Source organism: Ktedonobacter sp. SOSP1-52, assembly GCF_016587395.1.
Genome location: NZ_BNJH01000002.1, coordinates 1,491,572 through 1,513,199, shown reverse-complemented (window position 1 = coordinate 1,513,199; position 21,628 = coordinate 1,491,572). Strand labels below are relative to the sequence as shown.

The following is a 21,628-nucleotide window of genomic DNA, read 5'->3' as shown; positions in this document are numbered from 1 at the left end:
TACTTCGTGTTCTTCAGATTATCAAATGCCTAATAGCTTGTTGTGAGATTTTTTCTCACTATGCTATTTTTTCGCATTTCTTGTATCTGGTTCTCGCGGTACTCTTCGCATAGAAAGTTTGAGCGGCTGCGGAGCGTAGCCCGAGAGTTGATCAAGGAGGTGCATCTATGGTTGCTACTCGTCGTGTTCGCCGTCCTCGCTATGTGCGCGTTTGCCAGCATTGTCAGGGGGAAATCACTACTTTGCAGGCATATTGCAACTACTTCTACTCACTTCTCTGTCGTAAGTGCTTTTTGCGCAATCCCGTGGCCTAACGGGATGGAAAGGAGGTCATTGATGCCACATGCTCAGAACATCAAGATGGAAGTTCAGGGGAATGAACTGGTGATCCGTGTCGATCTCAACAAGTCGTTTGGTCCTTCAACGTCGGGGAAATCAATTATTGTCGCTTCCACTGGTGGCAATGTTGCGGTTCCTGGCCGCGATCAGGTCAAGGTGGGTGTCAACGTCTATCGTCCTGCACGAGGGTAGTGGATACCGGCTAGGGTCTGGTCCACCTTAGCCGGTTAAGATAGCGCGTCGGTTGAGGGCTATCTGTTCACCCAGTATGTCATGGGATAGATAGCCCGTCAAGAAAGGGGGTCTTTTCATGATGTTTCCTGCTCCTACATTTTCTACAGCGGTGATTGTCTTCTTCGTGGTGTTTCTTGGTGGTCTCTGGTTGCTACACAAGCTCAATATTAGTCTGAAGGCGGCGGTTGTGCTCGTCGTCGCGCTTCTGGTCATTTCTGTAACGGTGTTCCATTTGCCTGTTGTCGGTCAACTGGTCGCGCTGATTCAGCATCACTAGCCATCTATAGAGCATTTCTGGTTGCGTTTGTTGTTACGGCCTGTAGTTCCGGCTGCGGGCCATTGGCTCCCGTTTGTGGAGCGAAAGGAGGTCATAGGTATGGCTTTAGAGTTAACTGGCAAAGTCAAATATGCGCGTCGCATGAAGGGTACAGCTAAAGGGTCCGGCAAACCATACGATTTTCTCTCGTTCATCGTGCTTGACACGGACGAGGGTGAGCGGGTCCCTTTGCAGATGACGGAAGACAACCCCCAGTTCGCGGAAATCTGCGGGCATCTGGAGAAAAATGAAAAGTCCCTGGAGGATCGCCCGGTGAAGGTCGTCATTCGCCGTTTCGTCCCTGGCACCAAGAAGGATAAGGACACAGGCAAGGAGTCGCCTACGGTGCGCTTCTTCGTCAAATCCATCCTGTTCTCCGCAACTCCTGCGGGTGCGCCTGGTTCCAATGGCCGGTAGTGTTTTCTAGTTCTGAAAGGAGGTGTCCATGCGTTTAGTGATTTCGCTCTACCTGCTCTGGCAGCGCCTGGAAGTGGCCTTTGTGGCCCTGCTGGTGCCTGGCCTGATTATCGAGTCGAGCATTGCGAACGGTTGGGTCTACGGTGGTGGACCTATCGGCTTCCTGCGCGGTTTCTTCTTCGAGATTCTCACCTACGTTACGGCGCGGCAAGCCTTCATCCTGGGCAAGCGGCGCAACTGGCTGGGGTGCATCCTCATGACCGTCGTTGCGCTTGCGGCCATCTATACCAGTGCCTTCAATAACCTGGGGTGGGTGATGGCTGGTCATGAGCTGGCCGGGTTGCTGAGTACGATGGGCCAGATGATGGGCAATAACATCCTCTATCACGGCTACCAGTTCTTCCTGGCGGTGCTCCTGCCCGTCTCGGTGGGCGCGATTGCCCTCATTCCCCTGGATCACTTCTTTGAGCATGTGCTGGATCAGGATCACCTGGATAATAAGGCCCTCCAGGTTGATGAGCGGCATATGCACCGTACAGCCTACCTCAAGGAACAGCGGGCGCAGCGTCGAGAGGTGCGTAAGGAGTACAAGGAGATTGCCAGGGAGCGGGCGCGTGGCTTTGTGGATCAGGTACGGGCGGGCGATCTCTCCTTTGGGGCTGGCCCTGCTTCTGGAACACGTATGCTCAATTCGGGTTCTTCTAGAGAGGTCGAGGGGACGGTGTTTCCTGCTGATGAGGCTGGTACCTGGTCGCAGGGGTATCAGCAACAATGGTCTCCGCAAAGTGGGCCTTTAAACACCGTCGAGGGTCAGTGGACAACCATGTCGGGCCGCTAGTCGTGGGTGATGCTGGCCGATGGTCGATGGCCTATGGCCTAAGAAGGCGGAACAACGCCGAACGCCAAACGCCGAACGCCGTGCATGCGGCCTTCGGCGTTTGGAGGAAAGGAGGTCCGGTATGGTGAGTTCGCAAGATCTGGCGGTCTTCTCTTCTCTTTTCATTGGTCGTACAGATGCCTACGCGGTCCAGTTGCCCACTGGCTCCTATGCGCTGGTCAAGGCTCCTGTCACTCGCCAGGTGCTTGCCAAGCATCTGCGAGGGGAACAGACGATTGGATCGTATGTCATAGATGCGCGTGGCGAGTGCCGCTATGCTGTTCTCGATGCCGATACTGGTGAGTCTGGGTGGCAGCTCCTGCTGAGTGTGCAAGAGCGCCTGGCGAAGGATGGCATTGTCTCGTATCTGGAGCGCTCGCGGCGTGGGCCTCACCTGTGGGTCTTTTTCTCGCGCCCCATCTCGGCAGCCACGGCTCGCTGGTGGTTGCTTCCCTATTGCCCTCAAGGGATAGAGTTCTTCCCCAAACAGGATGAGGCGCAGCGTTATGGATCGCTGATTCGGGTGCCTTTGGGTGTGCATGCGCTTTCTGGTGAGCGCTATCCTTTTGTCTCCTGGCAGCATGGGCAGCTCCTGCCGGTGGCTTCATCCTTGCAAGGGATGCTGGCCTGGCTCTCGCGGGTGGAACGGGCGGAGGTGCCAGGCTTTGACATTCGAGAGGTTGCCGGCTCCCGACACCGTCGAGGAGCCGCAACCCAAGAAAAATCGAAAGGTTCAACCCTCACCCTGGCACCCCCTGTCACCTTCTACGCGAACATTGCCCAATGGTCTGCGGCGCAAGATCCCTTTGAGGTGATAGGCCGCTATGTGCGCCTCAACCGTAACGGAGTAGGGCATTGCCCCTTTACTGAGCATCATGCGGGTGGGCGTGATGATCATCCCTCTTTTCGGGTCTATCAGCCTCAAACCCTTGGCGGCTCCTGCTGGCATTGTTATGCCTCTGGTCGTGGTGGCGATGTCTTCAACTTCTTAGCGCAATATCACCGGCTTGATAGCAGAACGTTATGGGCGCGTCTGCGTGCTGGTGAGCAGTTCTAGTGTCTGAAAGGAGGACGATATGCTGGTCAATGTTGAAAAAAGGCGCATGCAGATGGTAAGGGCAGTGATTGATGAATGTGTCGAGCGGAACACACGGGCTGCAACAGTCTCATCTGACTATGCCTGGCACATCCTAAACATGCTTGCGCTCAAAGATAAAACGTCGGAAGTCGGTCAATACTACTGGATGGCGCGTGAAGCCGAAAAGCAGGCGTTCTGCGCCATGTTTGATAGCTGGAAGCAAGGGAAAATCCATCTGTAGCTGGGATGTAGGAAGTATGGTCATGAGGTCATACTTCCCTTTCCCTGAAAGGAGGTGTCGAGAGATGACAGAGCAGGAAGCCAGGAAGCTCAAAGCGCAGATTGAGGCTGAAGATAAGCGGATAAAGGTGCGTGTCATGGGCTGTGGACTAGGCTTTCGTCTCAAATTGGTGCTGCATAGCGGGACCCCTAACCAGCGTGCGCTGGGTGTCGGAAACAGGAATGATGTGTACCTGGTCAAGCAACTCTGGCAAGGTCTGTAGAGGAAAGGAGGTGGCTTTGTGTTTCGAGAGGCAAGTGTGTATGCACTGCGGAAACTTGGACCTGAGCAAAAGGCAGCGTATGGATTGCGCGTCCTGACCATGCGATGGTGGCCGAGAGGGATTCCTCGCCAGGAGGTGGATATGTGGATTCCAAGTGCTGCACCGTCGGTACAGACGTTGCAAGCCTATCGAGAGAATCGGCTTTCCTGGCCGCAATTTGTCGAGGCGTATCAAGCAGAACAGCGAGGGCAAGCGCTGTGCCAGGTCATTTCCTACCTGGGTGGTGTCCCTCAGCAGGTGCGGTTTCCAAGCCGGGCGATTGATCATTTGCGCTCATTGGAGCAGCGGTATGGAACGGTGACGGTGCTTTGCTGGGAGCAAGGGAAGTGGTGTCATCGGCATGTGCTCAAGGCGATGCTTGAAAGTGGGGTGCGTGTATGACTGGCTTGTCAACGGTGCGGGCGATTAATCAGGCGACGCAGCAAAGCGCGATGGGCAAGCGGGGGTATGTGAAGTGCCAGGAACAGGATGGGACCGTAAGCCGAGTGATTAGGGCCAGGAGCGTGCAGAACCAGTTGCAAGTCAAGCGGCTGCATGATGGGCGGTGGGTGATTCCTGTTACGGTGTGGTGGGCTGATCAGTAGTCTCGGTACAGGTTGAGGGGGTGAGATTCTTCTAGATCTAGAGCGGTTCTCCTTTGGATAGGAGGACCGCACACCACGGAACCAGTAACACGTGGTGTGCGAAATACCTGGGTTATTTATTTATTTCTTTCTTCCTGGTTGGTGAGTTGTCCCTGATACCAGAAAGGAGGGTTGCCTATAAACACTTACAATGTCGCGCTCTGGCGGCAACTGCCCAGAGAAACACAGCTTCCCTATTGGGCTGACAACGTGCAGGCGTCTGACCCATTGCAAGCCGTACTGTTTACCATGTCTACCTGCCAATTGGAAAAGGTTGCCCATGCTGCTGCGCACCTGGTCGGCACGTCGGAAATCACGCGCTATCAGGATGTCGAGCTGTATATCGATGATGAAGGTAACTTGAAAGGAGGGTATCTCGATGACGAAACCGTCTGAACTGGATGCGAGGCTCCTCTACTCCCCAGTGGAGTTGAAAGTTGTTGGAGGTGGGCCTGATACCGTCTCGGTGAACTACAAGTTCGCTGGTCCTGATGGCAAACCTAATGGGGATACCTTGCCTGATACAGTGATTCAGCGCCTTGAAGAGTGGCTGCACCTGGCGCGTAAAGATTATGAGAGTGTGGCAACTGACCTGGTCTTTCGCTATACCCTGGGTGATGAGCTGGTGGAACAGTCGCTCATGATGCGTCCTCATGGCTCTGGCGTCTGGTCCTGGCTGCTCTACTGTGATGATCTCAAGCTGTCGATGGGGCATGGCTCGCTTAATGGCGGGGTCTTCTGCCAGGCGCGTTTCTCCTCGCATCTGCTCTGGACGCTGGGCGCGGAACAGGCCATGGTAGCAGTTGAGGCACTGCTCTATGAACTGCTAGGGGCCTTGCTCTATCAACAGGCGTCGGAGCTGCACCTGTGCCTGGATATTCAAGGCCTTGATTTCGCGTCCCTCGATTGGCAGCATGGTTTTGTCTCGCGGGTGACGCGCATTCGTGAGCGTCCAGAAGTACCCATGGAAGAAGAGCTAGAGGGTGGCCTCTCGCCTGCGGAGGTCAAGCGCCTGGAAGAGAACGTGAAACAGGGCTTGATTGCCTCACATCATGCTCCTATAGCCACGATGGAGCACCGACACTTGGCGACGCTGGATTTTGGCTCGCATGCCTCGCCGCTCTCGGCCCAGATTTACAACAAGTCGAGGGAGATCAAAAAGCACAAAAAACAGTGGTTTGAACCCGTTTGGATTTCCAATGGTTGGGATGGTTACTCGATCATATGGCGGTTGGAGTTTCGCTTTCGCCGTCGGTTCCTGGCTGACTTTGAGCTAAATGAGGCCTTTGAGACGCTCAATAACATTCAGGCGCTGTGGGCCTATGCCACGGCTGAATGGCTGCGCTACGTTGATCTGGAGGCCTCTCACGATACGAATAAGTCGAGGATTCCCACACATCCCTGTTGGGAGTTCATCCAGAACGCTTTCGGGAAGATAGACGAGACGGAGGCACTCGATGAGCAAGGGCAACTGGATTGCCGCCTTGAGAACCTGATGCAAGAGAAGCCGCTCCAGGTGCTCCAGAATGCCGTACTCTTCAATGCTGAGCGGAAGGCCTTTGATGAGACGGTGCTGTCGGAAGATGACCTTTCTGCTCTGGCTGAGGTGCTGCAAGAGGGGTCGGGTCTGGTGCGTGCTGGTCGCTGGTTGAGCTGGGGGCTAGAGACGATGCTCAAGTCTTGCTATACTTGGGTTATGAATGAGTATAGGGGCGTGAGGAAGACGTTGGAGGAAGAGTCGGCTGATTTGCTGCGGGAGCTGGCGCGTGAGCACCTGGCGACGTTGTCACATGATCAGGTCAAGCATCTGGTTTTGCATCTTTCCTCTGATCCTTTCCCTGTAGTCCGGGCCAAATTGGTACGTCGCAAGCGCAGGATGTCAAAACTCAAAAATTGTATTGCGGGGGTAGCGGGCTATATGCGTTCGGCGGTAGCGCTCTCTGGTAATGAGATTCCTATCCGTGCCGGACATGGATCGTTGCCGAGTTTGGGAATGTCGATGGCCTGGCTCTTCAAAAAGATAGAGGAATATGACCATGAGCGCGGGCGGGTGCATATGGAAGAAGTGTTAAAGAAGCAACTGGCCTATGGCTTTGTTACAGCAGAGAAGATTGAGGAAGAGCGGCGTCTCTATGGTGTTGAACTGCATAAAGAGGATTGGTCTCAGATAGATCTGATCTTGGATGAAGTCAAGCGGCGTGGGTCTCGTGCTGCTGCGAATGATGATGTCGCTTAATCAGCAAAGGAGGTGTTTTATGGCTCGCCGTAAAAGGGTTTCTACTGCACAGCCTGTGCTACTGAGTGTAGCTGATATAGCTATCATGCTCTGTGTTTGTCGGACTACTGTTTACAAGTATATCGAATCTGAGGGATTGCCCTCTATGCGTCTGCGTGGCGTGCGCCGTGTGCGCCTGGATGCTTTGCAAGAGTGGTTGAAGTCTCAAGAAGAGTTGTCTGCATAAGGAGGTGCTTATGGGTAAGAAAAACAAACGCCGTGCTCATGGTGAAGGTACTGTTACCCAGCGTAAAGACGGTAGATGGCATGGTGCTTTCTACACTGAGGATGGGAAGCGTCACTTCGTTTATGGCAACACTCAGCAAGAGGCGCTTGCAAAGCTTCGCCAAGCTCTGCGCGAACTGGAGCAAGGAACATTGGTGACTGGGCCTGATGTAAAACTTGGGGCATACCTGGAACAGTGGCTAGAAGAGGTGCAAAAACCTAAGCTTCGTGTTAGTAGCTATGTGAAGTATAAGAAGCTAATCTATTCCTATATTGAGCCTACGCTTGGCAACATTCAGTTACGCAAGTTAACACCACAGCATGTACAGTCCTTATATACAAAATTGATGAAGCGTAAGCTCACAGCTAAAACAGTTTATTCTGTACATGGCCTCTTGCACAATGCTCTTGATAATGCTGTGCGTTGGAGTCTGGTTGGTAGGAATGTTACCGAAATGGTAACTCCTCCCCGTGTTGAAAAGCGTGAAGGTTATGCTTTGACTCTTGACCAGGCGCGTACTCTTCTCGCTGCTGCTCGTGGTCATCGCTTAGAAATGTTTATTGCGCTGGCCTTGACTACTGGTATGCGTCGTGGGGAGCTGCTAGCCTTGCGTTGGTCTGATGTTGACTTTGAGACTGGTGTTCTTCATGTGAGGCGAACTGTTGACTATATTGCTCGTTATGGCTATGTCGAGACTGAGCCGAAAACGAAACGTAGTCGACGTAAAATCTTGTTGCCTGGCTTTGTTGTAAAGATGTTGGAAGATTATAAGCTTACTCAATTGGAGCATCGCTTGAAAGTGGGTGATGCCTGGCAGGGGCTGAACCTGATTGTCTGTGGTCTAGATGGTGGTTACCTTAACCCTCGTTATATCCTTAAGATGTTTGACCGGCTCTTAGATGAGGCTGGCATTCCTCATATGCGTATTCATGATCTGCGGCATAGTGTTCTTACTATGCTGTCTCACATGAATGTGGATACGCTCTCTATTCAAGAACTTGCAGGGCATGAAGATATCACTACAACCCTGGGTGTGTATGGTCACTTTAACCCTGGGATGTTGCAGGTGATAGCGGATAAGATGGAGTTGCTTTTTAACGACAAGCTATAAGTTAATACTATTCACAAGGTAGCATAACCAGGATTTTATACTACTTTAATATAAAATCCTGGCATTAATTTGTACGAATTGGTAAATTGGGCCTTCTTTCTCCATGATGCTCAGAGGATGACTATTGAGTGGTTGGCATTATAATCACCACATCCAAGGCATTGAATGTTCCTGGATAGCTGTTGTTGTTTCTCAGGTCTTTTGACCAGGCAGCGATGGATTGCCCTTCCGCTAGATCAGAGAACGAGGCAGGTTGCGCTGATCTGCAATTGGTACCATGTTGACGAAAGAAATGGGTCGTCCAGTCCGTCCTGACAATGGTATGATCTCGGCTTATGCCAGGATGGATGGGCGGCGCTCCTGGCGTGTAGAGCTTTATTTGAGCAAACCCAAAGGTTTGCTCTATGGAATCAATCACTCCGTGACCTTGCCCCATTTGGTCACAGGGAGGGCTGGAATTTCTCCAGGCAGAGACGCCTAGGAACGAGGCGAGAATCAGGATGGCGACCAGCGTAAGCCAAACCTTTGGCGATTTTGCTCGCTGCATGTCTTCTTCCTCCAAGAGACAATTCTTGTGAACAGTCGGAGCCTTCCTCATGTACAAGACGTTGTCACACCAGCAGAAGTTCCCAGTCAGCTCCCTCCTGTGTGAGCGGTCGACACAGTGTTATCACGGCGAGTCGAGCTTCGCTCAGCGCGAACCCAATTTACCACGAATTATTTTGAGGAGGTTTTCGTATAAATGGATGTCAAAATGGATGTCAAAAGCTTCGATTCGTGGTTTGGTGAGGATAAGCTAATGTGTATAAAGAAAGGCTAGAAGCGGGTTAACCTAACCTACTTCTAGCCTTTCCGTTGGTGGAGATGGGGGAGAGTTGAACTCCCCGTCCAACCAGTCCTACTGGAGAATATGCTACAGGCTTAGCCGATGTTTTTGCTTTCCGTAGCGGACTCCCATCGACCGGATTCCTCTACGGTGGCCCTCTGGTCTTAAGTGGTCGTTAGAAGACGGTGGCGACCACAGCAGCCCATGTAATTTGGCGCCCTTTACTAACCCCGTGGACGAAAGTTAGGAGGACGACGACTCACTGGTTATTAAGCAGCGAGAGCGTAGGAAGGTGTTGCTGTTTTGGCAACTATTTTTTGCCGGTTGTTTAACGAGATGTGCTGACCGGCACCTCGGCCTGCAAATCTTCAATCTGACCGCCTGTCGAAACCCGACATCCCCAGATGAAGCATTCCTTACGCTTCAGCTCGAAGGAGCTTCTTCGTAGGAGGATAGTATATCATACTCACTACTAAATAACAAGTTATTTTGGCGTCTTATTCCGCTCTGGGAGGCGCCGCTTATCCCCTCGGGACCCCCGACGACCAGCTGGTTCGCCTAGTCCTCCAGGTTTTTGAGGAATTGGTCGAGCTTGACGATGAAGCGCTCGTGCGTGCCTTCGCCGATCTTCTGGCGCTCGTCGTAGGCTTCAACCTGAAAGACGAGTCTGCGCCCGTCTATCTCGTGCAAGGTGGCGACTGCACGCACGCTCTGCCCCACCGGGGTCGCGGCCAGATGCTTCACGTTGACCAGGGTGCCTACGGTGACATGCTCTTTGTCCAGTCCTGGCACGACGGCTTGCCAGGAGGCATTCTCCATTAGCGCGATCATCATTGGGGTGGCGAAGACTTCGACTCCTCCCGCTCCCACGGCGGCTGCGGTATTCTCCGGAGTGACGAGGGTGCTGATTTCAGCGGTCATACCAGGTGCAAGTGGCATATGCAAGCCATCCTTTCTGAGGTGATGCCTATACTATAACATATGCCGCATTTGCTCCTACCTGCGTAGCTCTGCCTCGTTCAAGCACGTGAGCCAGGCAAGAGGCTAGACATTGCCGAAGATGAGGGCTGCGATAAAGACCAGGACACCACCACCAACGACCTGGAGGGTCGAGAGCAGCCAGCTGGTGCCAAAGTAGCGATGGCGGATGGCGGCGATAAGCACGAGCTCAAAGGCGACGACGATGTAGGCCGTGACCAGGGCCACACTGAGGTTGCCAATCAAGAAAGGGAGCGTGTGGAGCGCGCCGCCGAAGAAGGTCATGATGCCGGTGATACTGCCGCGTACAATGGGGCTGCCACGCCCTGTTAGCTCGCCATCGTCTGAGAGCCCCTCGGAGAGGGCCATGCTGATGCCCGCGCCTGTGGCGGTCGCCATACCAATCAGGAAGGCTATAAAGGGATTATGCGTGGTGAAGGCCGCGGTAAAGATGGGGGCCAGGGTGGAGACCGAGCCATCCATCAGTCCGGCCAGGCCAGGTTGGACGACACGCAGGAGAAAGTTATGCGAGGAATTATCGTTCCTGCGTATGGCCTCGACAATGTCGAGAATCTCTTCTTTTACGGTCATCTTCGCGGGAAGTTGTGGCTCTTTCTGTTCGAGCACCGGCACTTTGGTCTCTTCTGTCATCGCTTCTTCCTTGTTGTCTATCTATGGATAACGCTCTGGCTGATACAAGCTAGAGCGCTTTTTAGTCGTGTGTCTTTCCCGTGCATTGCGGACAGGTCCCATAGAGGCGTAGCTCATGTGAGCGGAGCGTAAGCCCGGTCGCACGCGCTGCCGCCAGGAGCATCTCCTGTGGAAGTTGGATCTCAACGGGTACGTCGAAGAGCGCTCCACACATGGTGCAGATGGCGTGATCATGGCGCTCAATATGCGCGTCATAACGGCATCCCTCTTCGGTTCGCCCCAGTTCCTTAATATATCCACGTTCCGCGAGCTGGTGAAGGATGCGATAGACACTGGCTAACCCGATGCGCGGACGCAGGCTCTTCACTGCATCATAAATGTCAAGCGCGGTCGGGTGATCAGCTCCCCGCACAATATCAAGCACGGCTTGCGCGTTCGCGTTCAGTTTCTCTCGCATGATTGCTCCTTAGCTTGCCCTAATCCCATCTGTTAGGCTCACCTAAAAATGAGAATAATTCTCATTTTCACAAAGATATGATACAACCTGGAGCGTGGCTTGTCAAGATGGGTGCTATAACCAGTACAAGGCTTCACACGCCAGGCCAGGTGCCAAATGGCCCTTTTGGTTGCAATAATGGACCAGGGGGCGAGGAAAACTTATATAATGTTTGAGGAGGAGATAACCTGAAGGTAGTGTGGCAGAGGGCGCGTGTCTTACCTAGGCATATCCGGCCGGAAGGCTGTGAATGTGAAATAGAAATAGGAGTTCTTGTATGCAGATTGCCGGGCGAATGGTCTGTGTCGCGCACCGTGGGGGAGCGCGACTGGCACCTGAAAATACCTTAGGGGCATTTCGCAATGCCCTGGCTTTAGAGGTCGATGCCGTTGAATTAGATGTGCAGATGAGTCGTGATGGTCAGCTGGTTGTCTTTCATGATAATACGCTTGAGCGTTTGACTGAGGGGCATGGAAACTTGCTAGACCAGGATTTTGCTTATCTGCGTTCACTCAATGCCGCTGCCCACTTCCCAGGTGGCTGGTCGGAGCGTGAGCAGATTCCAACACTGCGCGAGGTCCTAGAATTGGTGAAGGGGCGCGCACATGTGTTACTTGAGTTGAAATCTAGTCAGCGTGATGGCGTGTATGGCCGCTACTCACGGATGGTACCTGCCGTGCTCGAAGATCTCCAGATTATGGAGATGCTTGACCAGGTCTTGCTGATCGCCTTTGACTGGGAGTTGTTGGCCGAGGCGAAACAGCGACAGCCAGAGGTCGAGATAGGCCTGATCCTTTCAAGCGAGGTATGGGATGTGCAGGCAGATGGCTGGGTAGCGGCTGCCTGTATGCGAGCGCGTGAACTGGGGAGCGCGTGGATTGATATTGATCATCACCTATTGACACCAGGGGTTGCTCAGATCATACGGCAGGAGGGCCTCCACCTGGCCGCCTGGACTGCGAATACGTCTGAAGATATCCAGCATTGTCAGGAGGTGGGTGTGGAGGCGCTTGCCACGGATCGCCCAGATCTGATGCTACGGTCTTCAATGCATGTATAGTAGGTTATCGCGCTTCTCCATTGTTGCGTGCCCTCAAAAAAGAGATGCATAGGCTAAAAGTTATTGTGAATCGTACTATAGATGTGCCTCGTTTTCCAGGTAGCGCGTTTTAACTTATTGCCTAACCTGAGTGCGAAGCGCTCGTCACGAGCACCTCGCCCCCGAATGGGTGGTTGGTCACTGCTGAAAGAAGCCATGAGGGCAAAGGTACCATAGCTTTATGATGCTTACAGGGGCGTATGCTATAATAGGTCCCGATTGGAGAGACTGACGAGCATGAGCCGCAGGTAAATACATGCAATTTTTCTGTTTGAGTAATGATGGTTATTAGTGGAGTACACGAGGCATGCAACAGACACAAGTACCTATGAATGTGCCAGCTGAAGCTGCACCTGAAGAAGCGACTCCCGCTATTGATTTAACGATAGTTGTGCCAGTAAAAGATGAACAAAAGAGCGTTAGAATCCTATTTGATAAGCTCGCGGAACAGATTGGCCAGCTAGGCAAGAGCTTCGAAGTCATTTTTATTGATGATGGTAGCGTTGATAACACCTTTGAGGAGCTGAAAAAGTTACGCCTGGAGCATCCCGGTGTCGTGCGTATCGTCCAGTTCAGGCGCAATTTTAGCAAGACGCCTGCCCTGGTGGCTGGTTTTAGCCGGAGTCGTGGCCAGGTTATCTTTACCATGGATGGCGACTTGCAGGATGATCCCGAGGAAATTCCCCGTTACCTGGCGAAGTTGGATGAGGGCTATGACCTGGTAACGGGTTGGAAGTTTCCACGCCTCGATCCAATCTCCAAGACCTTCCCCTCACGCATCTTTAACTGGTTGGTGAGCACGATGACTGGCGTCCATTTGCATGATATCAACAATGGTTTCAAAGCCTACCGTCGTGAGTTAGTTGAGGATCCGCATCTCAAGCTGTATGGCGAGTTCCATCGTTTTGTGCCTGTTATGGCCCATTGGCGTGGCTTCAAGGTTGCGGAGATCAAGGTCCGCCACCATCCACGCAAATTTGGTACATCCAAGTATGGCTTCCGACGCTTTGCTCGTGGCTTGATTGACCTCTTAAACGTGCTCTTCCTGACCTCATTTGTGCGCACCCCACTGCGCCTGTTTGGCCCACTTGGTTTCTTTACGCTTTTCCTGGGCTTCCTTATCGATATCTTTGTGGTGATCCGCAAATTTACGCTCAATCAGCCTATTCATGATCAGCCCCTGCTGTTTGTGGGTATTCTCCTGATGATCTTTGGCGTGCAGTTTATCTTGACCGGCCTACAAAGTGAAATGATTCGTTACTACGCGTTCCGGCCTGATGAAGAGTATAGCATCAAACAGGAACTGAATTAATTCGATGCACAATGTGTGAGTGTGATGGCTCGCGCCTGGGATGCTCGCCCGAGTGGGTGTAGTGTGTGCTGGCTGCGGCAGGTTGCCAGCACACACTACACCCGTAACTAGAAATCGTATGCTGGGTGACAAGGTGGTATCGTATGGTAAGTATGTCCTGGAGAAAACGTTTGTCGAAGCGTGTTTCTATCTGGCAAAATCGACTCTATCTCTATCCACGCCCTGAGCCGCTAGAACGCACGCGTCTCTTCTGGGTCGCGCTTGGCCTGGTGACGACAGCTGTGGTGGTGTTTTCTGCCTATTTTATCTTGTTGCTGACCACTGGTCATAGCGCGTTTGGGACTAACGCCGAAGACCTGGGGATCATGGACCAGGCAATCTGGAATCTGGCCTATCACGGTGAGCTTCATCAAACAATCTGCAATATTATTTCTGATACAAATTGTTACTCACCTGAAGGCATCAACCGCTTCGCGATTCATTTTGAGCCGATTTTATGGCCCATTTCGTGGCTCTACTACCTCTGGGCCGATCCACGCATGCTGCTGATTTTTCAGACCGTTGTTGTGGCTCTGGGGCCTATCCGGCCTTCTTGCTGGCCCGACTCCGTCTACGCAACGAATTGGCCGCTGTGGCGATTGCCCTGCTCTATTTGCTTTATCCCGCTCAGCAGCAAGCGACGATCTATGACTTCCACGCCGTAACCTTGACCACGAGCCTGTTGCTCTTTACGTTTTATTTTATGTATACCCGGCGTACCGCACCTATGTTTGTGTTTGCGCTGCTCTCGATGGCCTGTAAAGAGGAGATTCCACTCGTTATCGCCATGTTCTGTCTCTGGTCGATGGTGTTCCAGCGCCGCTGGCGCAGTAGCGCTATTCTGCTGGTCATTGCCCTGGCCTGGTTTGGAATCGCTTATTACTATGTCTTCCCACACTTTAGCCCAACGGGAAAACCTCTGCTCTCAGGACGCTATGATGGCGCGAGCCAGGGGACGACCAGGGATTTCTTGCATAAGTATCTGCTTGATAGCAAGCACCGCGATTATCTCAAAATTCTCCTGGAACCTGCTGTTTTCTTGCCTGTGCTGGCTCCATGGGTGCTGGTACTGGCTGCGCCAACCCTGGCCTTGAATTTGCTCTCGTCACATGAGGGACAGTACAGTGGCCTCTTCCAGTATAATGCCGAGATTGTTCCTGTGCTGATTTTTGCGACGATTGAGGCCCTGGTATTGTTGCTCTGGTTGATACAGCTTGGCTCAGATTGGTTGAACAGGCGCAAGGCCCAGGCCGAGCCTGCTGACTCTGAGTCCTTGCGTCCAGCTCAGAGGCGCAAACCACGCTTGGCTGGTCGCCTGTTACAATTGAGCGTGATGACAGCCCTCCTCTGTGTGACGCTCTTTAGCTCGCTGCGCACAGACTACTATTTCCATGGTGCTCTGCCCTTCTCGGTCGATTTTCATTGGCCCCAGATCTCCGCGCGCACACAACTACTACAGAAATTTATCGATATGGTGCCACCCGATGCATCAATCTCGGCTCAGACACGCCTGGTGCCCCACTTGAGTCAACGCCAGAAGATCTATATGTTTCCTTACGCTAACGACCAGGCGGACTATGTGCTACTGGATTTACAGGGAGATTTCTATCCCTTCTATGGATCGGATGCCTATAGCCGGTCGGTGAAGAGCGTTTTGCTGAGCGGTAAATATGGGATTGTGAAGGCTGAGGATGGGATGCTCTTGCTGAAGAAGGGGTTGCCAGCCCCTGGCCTCTCCCCACTCTCTCCTGTACAGGCTGGTCCAGGCGCCAATCTCACGCATGCGCTTCCAAATCTCCCGGCCTCACTCTGCGCTGATACACTCGTCTCCCCTCAAGAGATGCAGCAAATTCAGCATCCACTCCAGGCCACCTTCAGTGCCGGGAATGGCAGTCTACAATTGCTGGGCTATGATGCAACCTTGAATAGCAAATATGAGAATGCGAAGACACATCAGTATGATCGTACCGATGTGCATGCGACGATTTCGACCTACTGGAAAGTCGTGCAACCCATTCGCGTCTCCCAACAAATCGCTTTTATTATGGAGACAAGTGATGGGCAAGAACACCTGTCCAGTACTGATGTGCCGCTGCTAAACTGGTGTCAAAGTAACACCTGGAAGCCGGGTGATGTGATCAAGATGCAGTCGAATAATTTCTTCTTGCTGCATCCGGGAAGCCCTCTTTATCCGAAAGGACTAGCCCATCTTTCCATAGCCCTTTTACCTCTAGCACAGCCTTCTAGTACAATAATGGATGTGCAAGCACGCCTTCATGTCGACATGGAGAAGAGCCAGGATGGTGTTGAGGTCAATCAAAACGCGCGGCTCTTGCGTTTGTTCGCATTGAACCTAATCTAAAAAAAATTCACCCACCTGATGCTGAATGCGTTGGCATGCAGACCGATTAGATGAAAGAGGATGTTGCGATGGGCGTCTATATAGGTCAACTACCGCCTGCTGAGATTGCGAGGTTGAAGGCTGAGCTTGCCGAAACTTTAATCGCGAATTTCTGTTACCCACGGTTTTTTGACCACCGGAAACAGGCATTATGTACGCGGCCAGTCGACCGTGCCAAGCGCCAGGAAGTCTGGTTATACTTAAGCTCATTCGACTTTACGACCTGGGGCCGGCTCGATCTGATGTCGGTGGATCTTCAGCACCAGGTAGAGCGCCTCTTTATTCAGTTTGTGCAGCGCAACCGGAGTTTCTTCGGGGAGCAGGGCCGGCGACGCATGGCGGACATTCGCATGCTTATCAATACATGTGCATCATCTGTCGTACAGAATTTGCGCTTGCATATCTCGGGGCAGAAACAGCTCAATCCTCCCTTTGGCAGCCCTCGCCCAGTGGTCTCCTGGTCGGCACCCAGTTTAAGCGGGAAGGTCGAGCCAGGCTGGGAGCAGATCGCAGCCTCTACGATGCAGCTTCAGCAGCAGTTGCAGGAGCTACGTGGCGAACCCACCAGGAATGCTCCGCCAGCCCAAACACCAACGCGTGGCACCAGAAGCGGTGCATTGCGTGCCGAGAATGCCTCTACTGCTGCGGGGATATACGCCGAGTTCAAGAACAAAGGGCCAGCCGAACAGGAGTATGGGCAAGCGGCTTCGACGTTGGCGGAGGCCTTGCCTCCCACGCCTCATGTGCGTCCGCGCCCGGCGGCGAATGCGCCGGGGCGTCCTGCGGCTACCGTAGCTCCAGCTCAGCCCACGCAGGCTCCTCAGCAGGGAAGACGTCCCCCCGAGCCTTTGTCTCAACCCGTTGCGCACGCCGACGCTCCGGCTGCTACCAGGCCTGAAACTTCACGCCGCTCCGGGCCTCTTGCACCACCCACAATCCCGCCATCCGACACATGGCGTAATAGTAATAATAATATAAGAGGCGACGTTCCACCAGCCTCTTCTGGAACACAGGCTCGGCGCCCAAGCACCAGTTTGCCCGACCCACGCGCACGCGTCGAGGCATCACAGTCAGTGCAACCTGAGGCCGCGCAGGTCTTTGAACCCGTCGAGCCTTATCAGCCACAGGCCTCCAATGGAGCGCGCCATAATCGTGGAGGGAGCACTGCCCCTTCCTATGGGGCTATTGAGTCGATGCAGACATCCTCTATGTCTCCTGTACGCCCAGAGGATTTTACCGCTTTTCGCAATCCGTCGACTTCAGAGGAGCGCGAGAATGATTATGTCGCTCCGGTTGCCGTTAAGCCCGCACAGCCTTCTCCTACCCGCTCCACGGCTCCCGCCCCTATCGCGTCCAACCTTCCGACTGAGTCCCGCGAATCCAACGCGCTAGCCGTGGGCGATGACGATATCGCGATTTTTGAGCAGATGCGTCAGCAGCTGGTCGTGTGGTTGCGCATTGAGGTGATTACCTCTGGCCAGGAGATCGATAGTCAGGGACCCGTGCAGCTTATTGAGCTGCTCAGGCAGCAGGGACGCATCGATGAGACACGCCTGCAAGTCGTCTCGACCCTGCTCAACCTCGCGAATCAGGTGATCAAGACCGGCCAGGTCTCCCTGATGGATTATAAGCAGGCCCTGATGTTCCATCTTATGCATACACGGCGCTAAAGATTTAAGCTAATTAATGGAGCATGATGAAGCGCGCCCTGGTAGCCTGTGGCTACCAGGGCGCGCTTCATCATGCTCCATTATTACCCTTTTATGCGCTATGGGTTACCGCCGCGGTAATTGAGGGCAGCAGTTCCTGTAGCTTCTCCATCCAGTCGGGGCCGAGGAGGCGACGCGGGATACGGACCACGCCCTGTTGCACCTGGGCATCATTGCGGAAGCGCTTATACAGGTTGATGCGGTTGGGAATGATATTGCGCTTGACGCTCAAGATAAAGGCGTTATCCTTGAGGGCAATCGACTCATAGCCAAGCTGAGCAGCCTGCACCTTCAGCCGTACCAGGGAGAGAAGGTTCTGGACCGGGGCAGGCAGGGGACCGAAGCGATCAGTTAGCTCTGCCTCCATGGCCTCGACCTGCTCGGGCTGGCTCAGGTTGGCCAGGCGCTGGTAGAAGTTGACCTTGAGTGTGCGGTCACCAATGAAGTCGTCGGGCAGGTAGGAGTCCAGGGGGAGATCGACGCTGGTGGCGATGCCCGCGACCTCGACTGGCTTGCCCTGTATCTCCTGAATGGCTTCTGCCAGCAGTTTGCAGTACAGGTCGAAGCCAATGGTGTTCATAAAGCCGGACTGCTCGCCGCCCAGCAGGTTACCCGCGCCACGAATCTCCAGGTCTTTCATGGCGATTCTGAAGCCTGCTCCCAGCTCGGTGGCCTCAAAGATGGCGCGCAGGCGTTTCTCCTGAATAGGCGTCAGGCGCGCGTTCTTGCCGTAGAAGAAGTAGGCGTATGCCTGGTGTGTGCCGCGCCCCACGCGCCCGCGAAGCTGGTAGAGCTGCGAGAGGCCGAAATAGGCGGCGTTGTTGACGATGATAGTGTTGGCGTTTGGAATGTCCAGGCCGTTTTCGATAATGGTCGTCGAGATGAGGACATCATACTCGCCATTAGTAAAGCTGAGCATGACCTTCTCCAGCATGTCTTCGTTCATCTGACCATGACCAACGGTGATACGCGCCTCGGGGACCAGTTTCTGGAGCTTCTGTGCGATCATCTGAATACCCTGCACGCGGTTATGCACGAAGAATATCTGCCCTCCCCGGTCTATCTCGCGTAGAATGGCCTCGCGTACCAACTCATCATCATATTCGCGGATGGTGGTGCGGATAGGGAGGCGCTCCTGCGGTGGCGTCTCGATGACGCTCATGTCGCGCAGGTTGACCAGGGACATGTGCAGGGTACGCGGAATGGGGGTCGCGGTCATGGTGAGTACGTCGACCTCGTTGCGTAGTTGTTTCAGGCGCTCTTTATGCATGACGCCGAAGCGCTGCTCTTCGTCGACGATGAGCAGGCCCAGGTGGAAGAAGACCACGTCCTTTTGGAGTAGGCGATGTGTGCCGATGATGATATCGACCTTGCCCATCGCCAGGTCTTCCAGTACCTGCTTCTGCTCCTTCTCCGAGCGGAAGCGGCTGAGTAGCTCGACGCGTACAGGATAGGCCTTGAGGCGCTCTTTAAAGGTGTTATAGTGTTGCAGGGCCAGGACGGTGGTGGGCACGAGCACGGCGACCTGGCGCTGGTCCAGGACGGATTTGAAGGCGGCACGCAGAGCGACCTCGGTCTTGCCGTAGCCAACGTCGCCGCAGACGAGGCGATCCATGGCCTTGGGACGTTCCATGTCCGCCTTGACCTCTTCGATGGCGCGGGCCTGGTCGGGCGTCTCCTCGTAGGGAAATGCATCCTCCAGTTCCTGCAACCAGGGCTGCTCGGAGTCAGGGGAAAAGGCGTGTCCAGGGGCCGCTTCGCGCGCGCTATAGAGCTTGAGCAACTCTCTGGCAACGTCCTGTACGCTCTCCTTCACGCGCGACTTGGCCCGCGTCCACTCGGTCGTACCCAGCTTACTTAGCGCGGGGACGGAATCGCCCATGCCGATAAAGCGTGTGACGCGGTCAAGCTGGTCGGTTGGTATATAGAGCTTATCGGTTCCGGCGTAGTGAATAAGCAAGTATTCGCGCTCCACACCGGCCAGGTTCATTTTTGTCAGGCCCTCGAAGCGCCCGATGCCATGTTCCTGGTGTACGACATAGTCGCCAGGGTTGACTTCCGCCAGGAATGAGGCGGGGGTGACGGGCTTGCGCCGTTGCTGGCTACGTCGCTTGGACCAGCCAAAGATCTCGGTATCGGTGTAGATATAGAGCGCGAGCGAGCGACACTGCCAGCCCTCGCTCATCTGGCCCTGGATGAGGGTGAGCGTGCCCGCTTCAGGCAACTGGTTAATATTGGTGCCAGGGCTAACGTGAATGGCCTTGTCCTGAAGAATACTCTCGTCACTGAGCACCTCGGCCATACGCCGCGCCTGCGCCGTGACGATGACGATGCGGTCCCGGTTCTCCATGGCCTTGTGGCAGTCCAGGACGAAGGCGCGCAGGCGTCCACCATAAGAGTTGGCGCTGCTGAAGGGGGGCATCAGGTGTTCTGAGCCACCATGCTGGCGCATCTCAAACTCGCCCTCGGCGGCGGAGAGGATATCTGCGAAGCGTACCTGGCGCCGCTGCTGGAGCGCAAGCTCTAGCAGCGGCCAGGCTATATGTGCCTCTTTCAGATGGGCCGGATTCTCGCGCTCACGCTCCAGGCGCTCTTTGATCTCCTGGACCTGGGCGTCGAGCTCCAGAATACGATTTTGAATGAGACCAGGGTTATCCAGAATGAGCAGGCCTGTACGTGGCAGGTAATCCAGCACAGTAGCTGGCTGATGCAGGTAGGGAAGATAGAAGGCGATGTCGTCGAAGGAGCGCCGCTGCTTGAGTACGTCGAGGTCATTGTTCCAGCGCTCCTCGGCGTCACGATGCAGGATTTTGCTGTCAAGCGTGGCAAGCTCCTGCGCGGCCTGAGGACCACGTACCGGTAGCGCCTCGCGGGCAGGCCCCACTACACAGTCCTGAATCGGGTTCAGGGAGCGCTGTGTGGCCTGGTCAAAGGTACGAATAGACTCAATCTCATCGCCGAAAAATTCGATGCGTACCGGGCGTGGCAGCGTTGGCGGAAAGAGGTCGATAATACCGCCGCGATGGCTGAATTGCCCCGGTTGCTCAACCTCGGCGACCGGCTCATACCCCAGGTCATAGAGCTGTTCAAGCATCGAGGTCAGGTCGGTCTCCTGTCCCTCACGCAACTGAAAGAGGGCGGTGGCAAGCTCCTGTGGCGGAATGACTGGCTGAGTCAGGGCCCGTGCCGAGCAGACAACAATTGGGGTACGCTCACGCTCGACCAGAGCTATAAAGGTTTGCAGGCGGTGTTGCGTGGTTTCGGCGTCGCCTATGAGGCGCTCGAAGGGCATGGCATCCCGGTCTGGCAGGCAGAAGACATCGCTAGGATTGGTAAGAAATTGTTTGAGTGTTTCCGCCAGCTGCGTAGCCTGATTCTCGTCCTGTACGACGATCAGCAAGGGCTGCTTGAGCGAGACGGAGAGGGTCGCGATAACATATGGGCGCGCAGCCTCCGTAATACCAGTGAGCAGGGGAACGCCTTCGGGCTGGCGAATCTGCTCCAGAAGACGGCGAAACTCGGGTCGCTGAGCCAGTACTGAAAGTAATCCCTGTAAAGTCACATCACCCTCCAGCTAATGCGGTGTCGTATCATGCCATGCCTTGCAAGATCCTCAAACGGATCGAGAGACATTTTGCAGGCCAGATAGCCACGCATCGCTTCCAATCTACATCCGCACGAGGAGTATATCAAAAGAAAATTTAGCATGTCAAGTTATAGATAATGGGAAATGCCCCTACAACCACGTGGGGGTAGGGGTCGTGTCGACAGCTTCTTCTCTACTAGTCGCTATCATAGCGTACAAGACACATTTTCGCAATGCCCCAATGCATAGTAATGGACCTTTTTGTTGTGTTTTGAGCTATATTGATAGAGGTCATGGCAATGTCTTTTCCACGCATACACCCTTTGAGACAGAAAGTGAAAATGCTGTCTCTCCCTCTTGACAGTGGGGTTTTTCTCGGTTACTATTTCAATAGTCATTGAAGTACTGAATCATTGGAATATTAAAGCGAAATATATCTTGTGACCGGTGTTGGCCGGAGAAACATCCACAG

The 21,628-nt window shown here is 54.0% G+C and carries 24 protein-coding genes and 1 other RNA gene; 19 read left to right on the top strand and 6 right to left on the bottom strand.

Going from position 1 to position 21,628, the window contains the following annotated elements; all coding sequences use genetic code 11:
* The first annotated feature begins 167 nt into the window (after window positions 1-167).
* From JMJ16_RS22000 to JMJ16_RS21935, 14 genes are all read left to right on the top strand, one after another.
* Complete coding sequence (locus JMJ16_RS22000; protein WP_201385028.1) at window positions 168-314, top strand: hypothetical protein; 147 nt, start codon at window positions 168-170, stop codon at window positions 312-314.
* A 22-nt stretch (window positions 315-336) separates the two neighbouring features.
* A complete protein-coding gene (locus JMJ16_RS21995; RefSeq protein ID WP_201385027.1) occupies window positions 337-531 on the top strand; it encodes a hypothetical protein in 195 nt (64 codons plus the stop codon).
* A 118-nt stretch (window positions 532-649) separates the two neighbouring features.
* A complete protein-coding gene (locus tag JMJ16_RS21990) occupies window positions 650-850 on the top strand; it encodes a hypothetical protein (protein ID WP_201385025.1) in 201 nt (66 codons plus the stop codon).
* A 99-nt stretch (window positions 851-949) separates the two neighbouring features.
* Window positions 950-1,306, top strand: coding sequence for a hypothetical protein (locus JMJ16_RS21985; RefSeq protein WP_201385023.1), 357 nt, complete (start codon window positions 950-952; stop codon window positions 1,304-1,306).
* 28 nt (window positions 1,307-1,334) lie between these two features.
* Window positions 1,335-2,144, top strand: coding sequence for a hypothetical protein (locus JMJ16_RS21980; RefSeq protein WP_201385021.1), 810 nt, complete (start codon window positions 1,335-1,337; stop codon window positions 2,142-2,144).
* A gap of 121 nt (window positions 2,145-2,265) precedes the next feature.
* Window positions 2,266-3,240: a CHC2 zinc finger domain-containing protein gene (locus JMJ16_RS21975; protein WP_201385019.1), complete on the top strand. Its 975-nt coding sequence runs from the start codon at window positions 2,266-2,268 to the stop codon at window positions 3,238-3,240.
* Window positions 3,241-3,259: 19 nt separating this feature from the next.
* Window positions 3,260-3,502, top strand: coding sequence for a hypothetical protein (locus JMJ16_RS21970; RefSeq protein ID WP_201385017.1), 243 nt, complete (start codon window positions 3,260-3,262; stop codon window positions 3,500-3,502).
* Window positions 3,503-3,566: 64 nt separating this feature from the next.
* Complete coding sequence (locus JMJ16_RS21965; protein ID WP_201385016.1) at window positions 3,567-3,764, top strand: hypothetical protein; 198 nt, start codon at window positions 3,567-3,569, stop codon at window positions 3,762-3,764.
* 18 nt (window positions 3,765-3,782) lie between these two features.
* Window positions 3,783-4,205 (top strand): DUF488 domain-containing protein, encoded by a 423-nt coding sequence (locus JMJ16_RS21960; RefSeq protein ID WP_201385014.1) that lies wholly within the window; start codon window positions 3,783-3,785, stop codon window positions 4,203-4,205.
* The gene (locus tag JMJ16_RS21955; protein ID WP_201385013.1) at window positions 4,202-4,408 is read left to right on the top strand and encodes a hypothetical protein; all 207 of its coding nucleotides are present in this window, start codon (window positions 4,202-4,204) and stop codon (window positions 4,406-4,408) included. The genes JMJ16_RS21960 and JMJ16_RS21955 overlap by 4 nt, the downstream gene beginning before the upstream one ends.
* Before the next feature lie 171 nt (window positions 4,409-4,579).
* Entirely contained in the window at window positions 4,580-4,843 is a 264-nt protein-coding gene (locus JMJ16_RS21950; protein WP_201385012.1) for a hypothetical protein, read from the top strand.
* Window positions 4,827-6,683 (top strand): hypothetical protein, encoded by a 1,857-nt coding sequence (locus JMJ16_RS21945; RefSeq protein ID WP_201385011.1) that lies wholly within the window; start codon window positions 4,827-4,829, stop codon window positions 6,681-6,683. The genes JMJ16_RS21950 and JMJ16_RS21945 overlap by 17 nt, the downstream gene beginning before the upstream one ends.
* A 19-nt stretch (window positions 6,684-6,702) precedes the next feature.
* The gene (locus tag JMJ16_RS21940; protein WP_201385010.1) at window positions 6,703-6,909 is read left to right on the top strand and encodes a helix-turn-helix domain-containing protein; all 207 of its coding nucleotides are present in this window, start codon (window positions 6,703-6,705) and stop codon (window positions 6,907-6,909) included.
* 10 nt (window positions 6,910-6,919) lie between these two features.
* Window positions 6,920-8,059, top strand: coding sequence for a tyrosine-type recombinase/integrase (locus JMJ16_RS21935; RefSeq protein WP_201385009.1), 1,140 nt, complete (start codon window positions 6,920-6,922; stop codon window positions 8,057-8,059).
* A gap of 121 nt (window positions 8,060-8,180) precedes the next feature.
* Here JMJ16_RS21935 and JMJ16_RS21930 read toward each other — a convergent pair whose 3' ends face one another.
* From JMJ16_RS21930 to JMJ16_RS21910, 5 genes are all read right to left on the bottom strand, one after another.
* On the bottom strand, window positions 8,181-8,606 hold the full coding sequence (locus JMJ16_RS21930; RefSeq protein ID WP_201385008.1) for a hypothetical protein: 426 nt from the start codon (window positions 8,604-8,606) through the stop codon (window positions 8,181-8,183).
* Window positions 8,607-8,915: 309 nt separating this feature from the next.
* Window positions 8,916-9,287, bottom strand: a transfer-messenger RNA (tmRNA) gene (gene ssrA / locus JMJ16_RS21925).
* A 156-nt stretch (window positions 9,288-9,443) separates the two neighbouring features.
* On the bottom strand, window positions 9,444-9,824 hold the full coding sequence (locus JMJ16_RS21920) for a thioesterase family protein (RefSeq protein WP_201385007.1): 381 nt from the start codon (window positions 9,822-9,824) through the stop codon (window positions 9,444-9,446).
* Window positions 9,825-9,929: 105 nt separating this feature from the next.
* Window positions 9,930-10,514 carry a VIT family protein gene (locus tag JMJ16_RS21915; protein WP_201385006.1) on the bottom strand — a complete coding sequence of 195 codons (585 nt, stop codon included), beginning with the start codon at window positions 10,512-10,514 and terminating at the stop codon, window positions 9,930-9,932.
* Window positions 10,515-10,575: 61 nt separating this feature from the next.
* Window positions 10,576-10,971 (bottom strand): Fur family transcriptional regulator, encoded by a 396-nt coding sequence (locus JMJ16_RS21910; protein ID WP_201369089.1) that lies wholly within the window; start codon window positions 10,969-10,971, stop codon window positions 10,576-10,578.
* 316 nt (window positions 10,972-11,287) lie between these two features.
* On the opposite strand from JMJ16_RS21910, the gene JMJ16_RS21905 reads away from it, so the two are divergent.
* The 5 genes from JMJ16_RS21905 to JMJ16_RS21885 all read left to right on the top strand — a co-directional run bounded on the left by JMJ16_RS21905 (window position 11,288) and on the right by JMJ16_RS21885 (window position 17,531).
* The gene (locus JMJ16_RS21905) at window positions 11,288-12,070 is read left to right on the top strand and encodes a glycerophosphodiester phosphodiesterase family protein (RefSeq protein ID WP_201385005.1); all 783 of its coding nucleotides are present in this window, start codon (window positions 11,288-11,290) and stop codon (window positions 12,068-12,070) included.
* 346 nt (window positions 12,071-12,416) lie between these two features.
* A complete protein-coding gene (locus JMJ16_RS21900; protein ID WP_201385003.1) occupies window positions 12,417-13,421 on the top strand; it encodes a glycosyltransferase family 2 protein in 1,005 nt (334 codons plus the stop codon).
* Between the two features lie 170 nt (window positions 13,422-13,591).
* The gene (locus JMJ16_RS21895) at window positions 13,592-14,125 is read left to right on the top strand and encodes a DUF2079 domain-containing protein (RefSeq protein ID WP_201385001.1); all 534 of its coding nucleotides are present in this window, start codon (window positions 13,592-13,594) and stop codon (window positions 14,123-14,125) included.
* Window positions 14,053-15,822, top strand: coding sequence for a DUF2079 domain-containing protein (locus JMJ16_RS21890; RefSeq protein ID WP_236601655.1), 1,770 nt, complete (start codon window positions 14,053-14,055; stop codon window positions 15,820-15,822). Before JMJ16_RS21895 ends, JMJ16_RS21890 begins: the two co-directional genes overlap by 73 nt.
* Window positions 15,823-15,872: 50 nt before the next feature.
* Window positions 15,873-17,531, top strand: coding sequence for a hypothetical protein (locus JMJ16_RS21885; protein WP_201384998.1), 1,659 nt, complete (start codon window positions 15,873-15,875; stop codon window positions 17,529-17,531).
* 91 nt (window positions 17,532-17,622) lie between these two features.
* On the opposite strand, the gene mfd is transcribed toward JMJ16_RS21885, so the two are convergent.
* Window positions 17,623-21,132 (bottom strand): transcription-repair coupling factor, encoded by a 3,510-nt coding sequence (mfd, locus tag JMJ16_RS21880; RefSeq protein ID WP_201384996.1) that lies wholly within the window; start codon window positions 21,130-21,132, stop codon window positions 17,623-17,625.
* Window positions 21,133-21,628: the final 496 nt, after the last annotated feature.

Bases quoted from the DNA above. Each gene is read 5' to 3' on its own strand.
- JMJ16_RS21980 (WP_201385021.1), top strand. From the start codon at position 1,335: ATGCGTTTAGTGATTTCGCTCTACCTGCTCTGGCAGCGCCTGGAAGTG.
- JMJ16_RS21930 (WP_201385008.1), bottom strand. From the start codon at position 8,606: ATGCAGCGAGCAAAATCGCCAAAGGTTTGGCTTACGCTGGTCGCCATC.
- JMJ16_RS21905 (WP_201385005.1), top strand. From the start codon at position 11,288: ATGCAGATTGCCGGGCGAATGGTCTGTGTCGCGCACCGTGGGGGAGCG.
- JMJ16_RS21920 (WP_201385007.1), bottom strand. From the start codon at position 9,824: ATGCCACTTGCACCTGGTATGACCGCTGAAATCAGCACCCTCGTCACT.
- JMJ16_RS21985 (WP_201385023.1), top strand. From the start codon at position 950: ATGGCTTTAGAGTTAACTGGCAAAGTCAAATATGCGCGTCGCATGAAG.
- JMJ16_RS21970 (WP_201385017.1), top strand. From the start codon at position 3,260: ATGCTGGTCAATGTTGAAAAAAGGCGCATGCAGATGGTAAGGGCAGTG.
- JMJ16_RS21900 (WP_201385003.1), top strand. From the start codon at position 12,417: ATGCAACAGACACAAGTACCTATGAATGTGCCAGCTGAAGCTGCACCT.
- JMJ16_RS21915 (WP_201385006.1), bottom strand. From the start codon at position 10,514: ATGACAGAAGAGACCAAAGTGCCGGTGCTCGAACAGAAAGAGCCACAA.
- JMJ16_RS21910 (WP_201369089.1), bottom strand. From the start codon at position 10,971: ATGCGAGAGAAACTGAACGCGAACGCGCAAGCCGTGCTTGATATTGTG.
- JMJ16_RS21995 (WP_201385027.1), top strand. From the start codon at position 337: ATGCCACATGCTCAGAACATCAAGATGGAAGTTCAGGGGAATGAACTG.
- JMJ16_RS21975 (WP_201385019.1), top strand. From the start codon at position 2,266: ATGGTGAGTTCGCAAGATCTGGCGGTCTTCTCTTCTCTTTTCATTGGT.
- JMJ16_RS21885 (WP_201384998.1), top strand. From the start codon at position 15,873: ATGAAAGAGGATGTTGCGATGGGCGTCTATATAGGTCAACTACCGCCT.
- JMJ16_RS21990 (WP_201385025.1), top strand. From the start codon at position 650: ATGATGTTTCCTGCTCCTACATTTTCTACAGCGGTGATTGTCTTCTTC.
- JMJ16_RS21955 (WP_201385013.1), top strand. From the start codon at position 4,202: ATGACTGGCTTGTCAACGGTGCGGGCGATTAATCAGGCGACGCAGCAA.
- JMJ16_RS21940 (WP_201385010.1), top strand. From the start codon at position 6,703: ATGGCTCGCCGTAAAAGGGTTTCTACTGCACAGCCTGTGCTACTGAGT.
- JMJ16_RS21935 (WP_201385009.1), top strand. From the start codon at position 6,920: ATGGGTAAGAAAAACAAACGCCGTGCTCATGGTGAAGGTACTGTTACC.
- JMJ16_RS22000 (WP_201385028.1), top strand. From the start codon at position 168: ATGGTTGCTACTCGTCGTGTTCGCCGTCCTCGCTATGTGCGCGTTTGC.
- JMJ16_RS21945 (WP_201385011.1), top strand. From the start codon at position 4,827: ATGACGAAACCGTCTGAACTGGATGCGAGGCTCCTCTACTCCCCAGTG.
- JMJ16_RS21965 (WP_201385016.1), top strand. From the start codon at position 3,567: ATGACAGAGCAGGAAGCCAGGAAGCTCAAAGCGCAGATTGAGGCTGAA.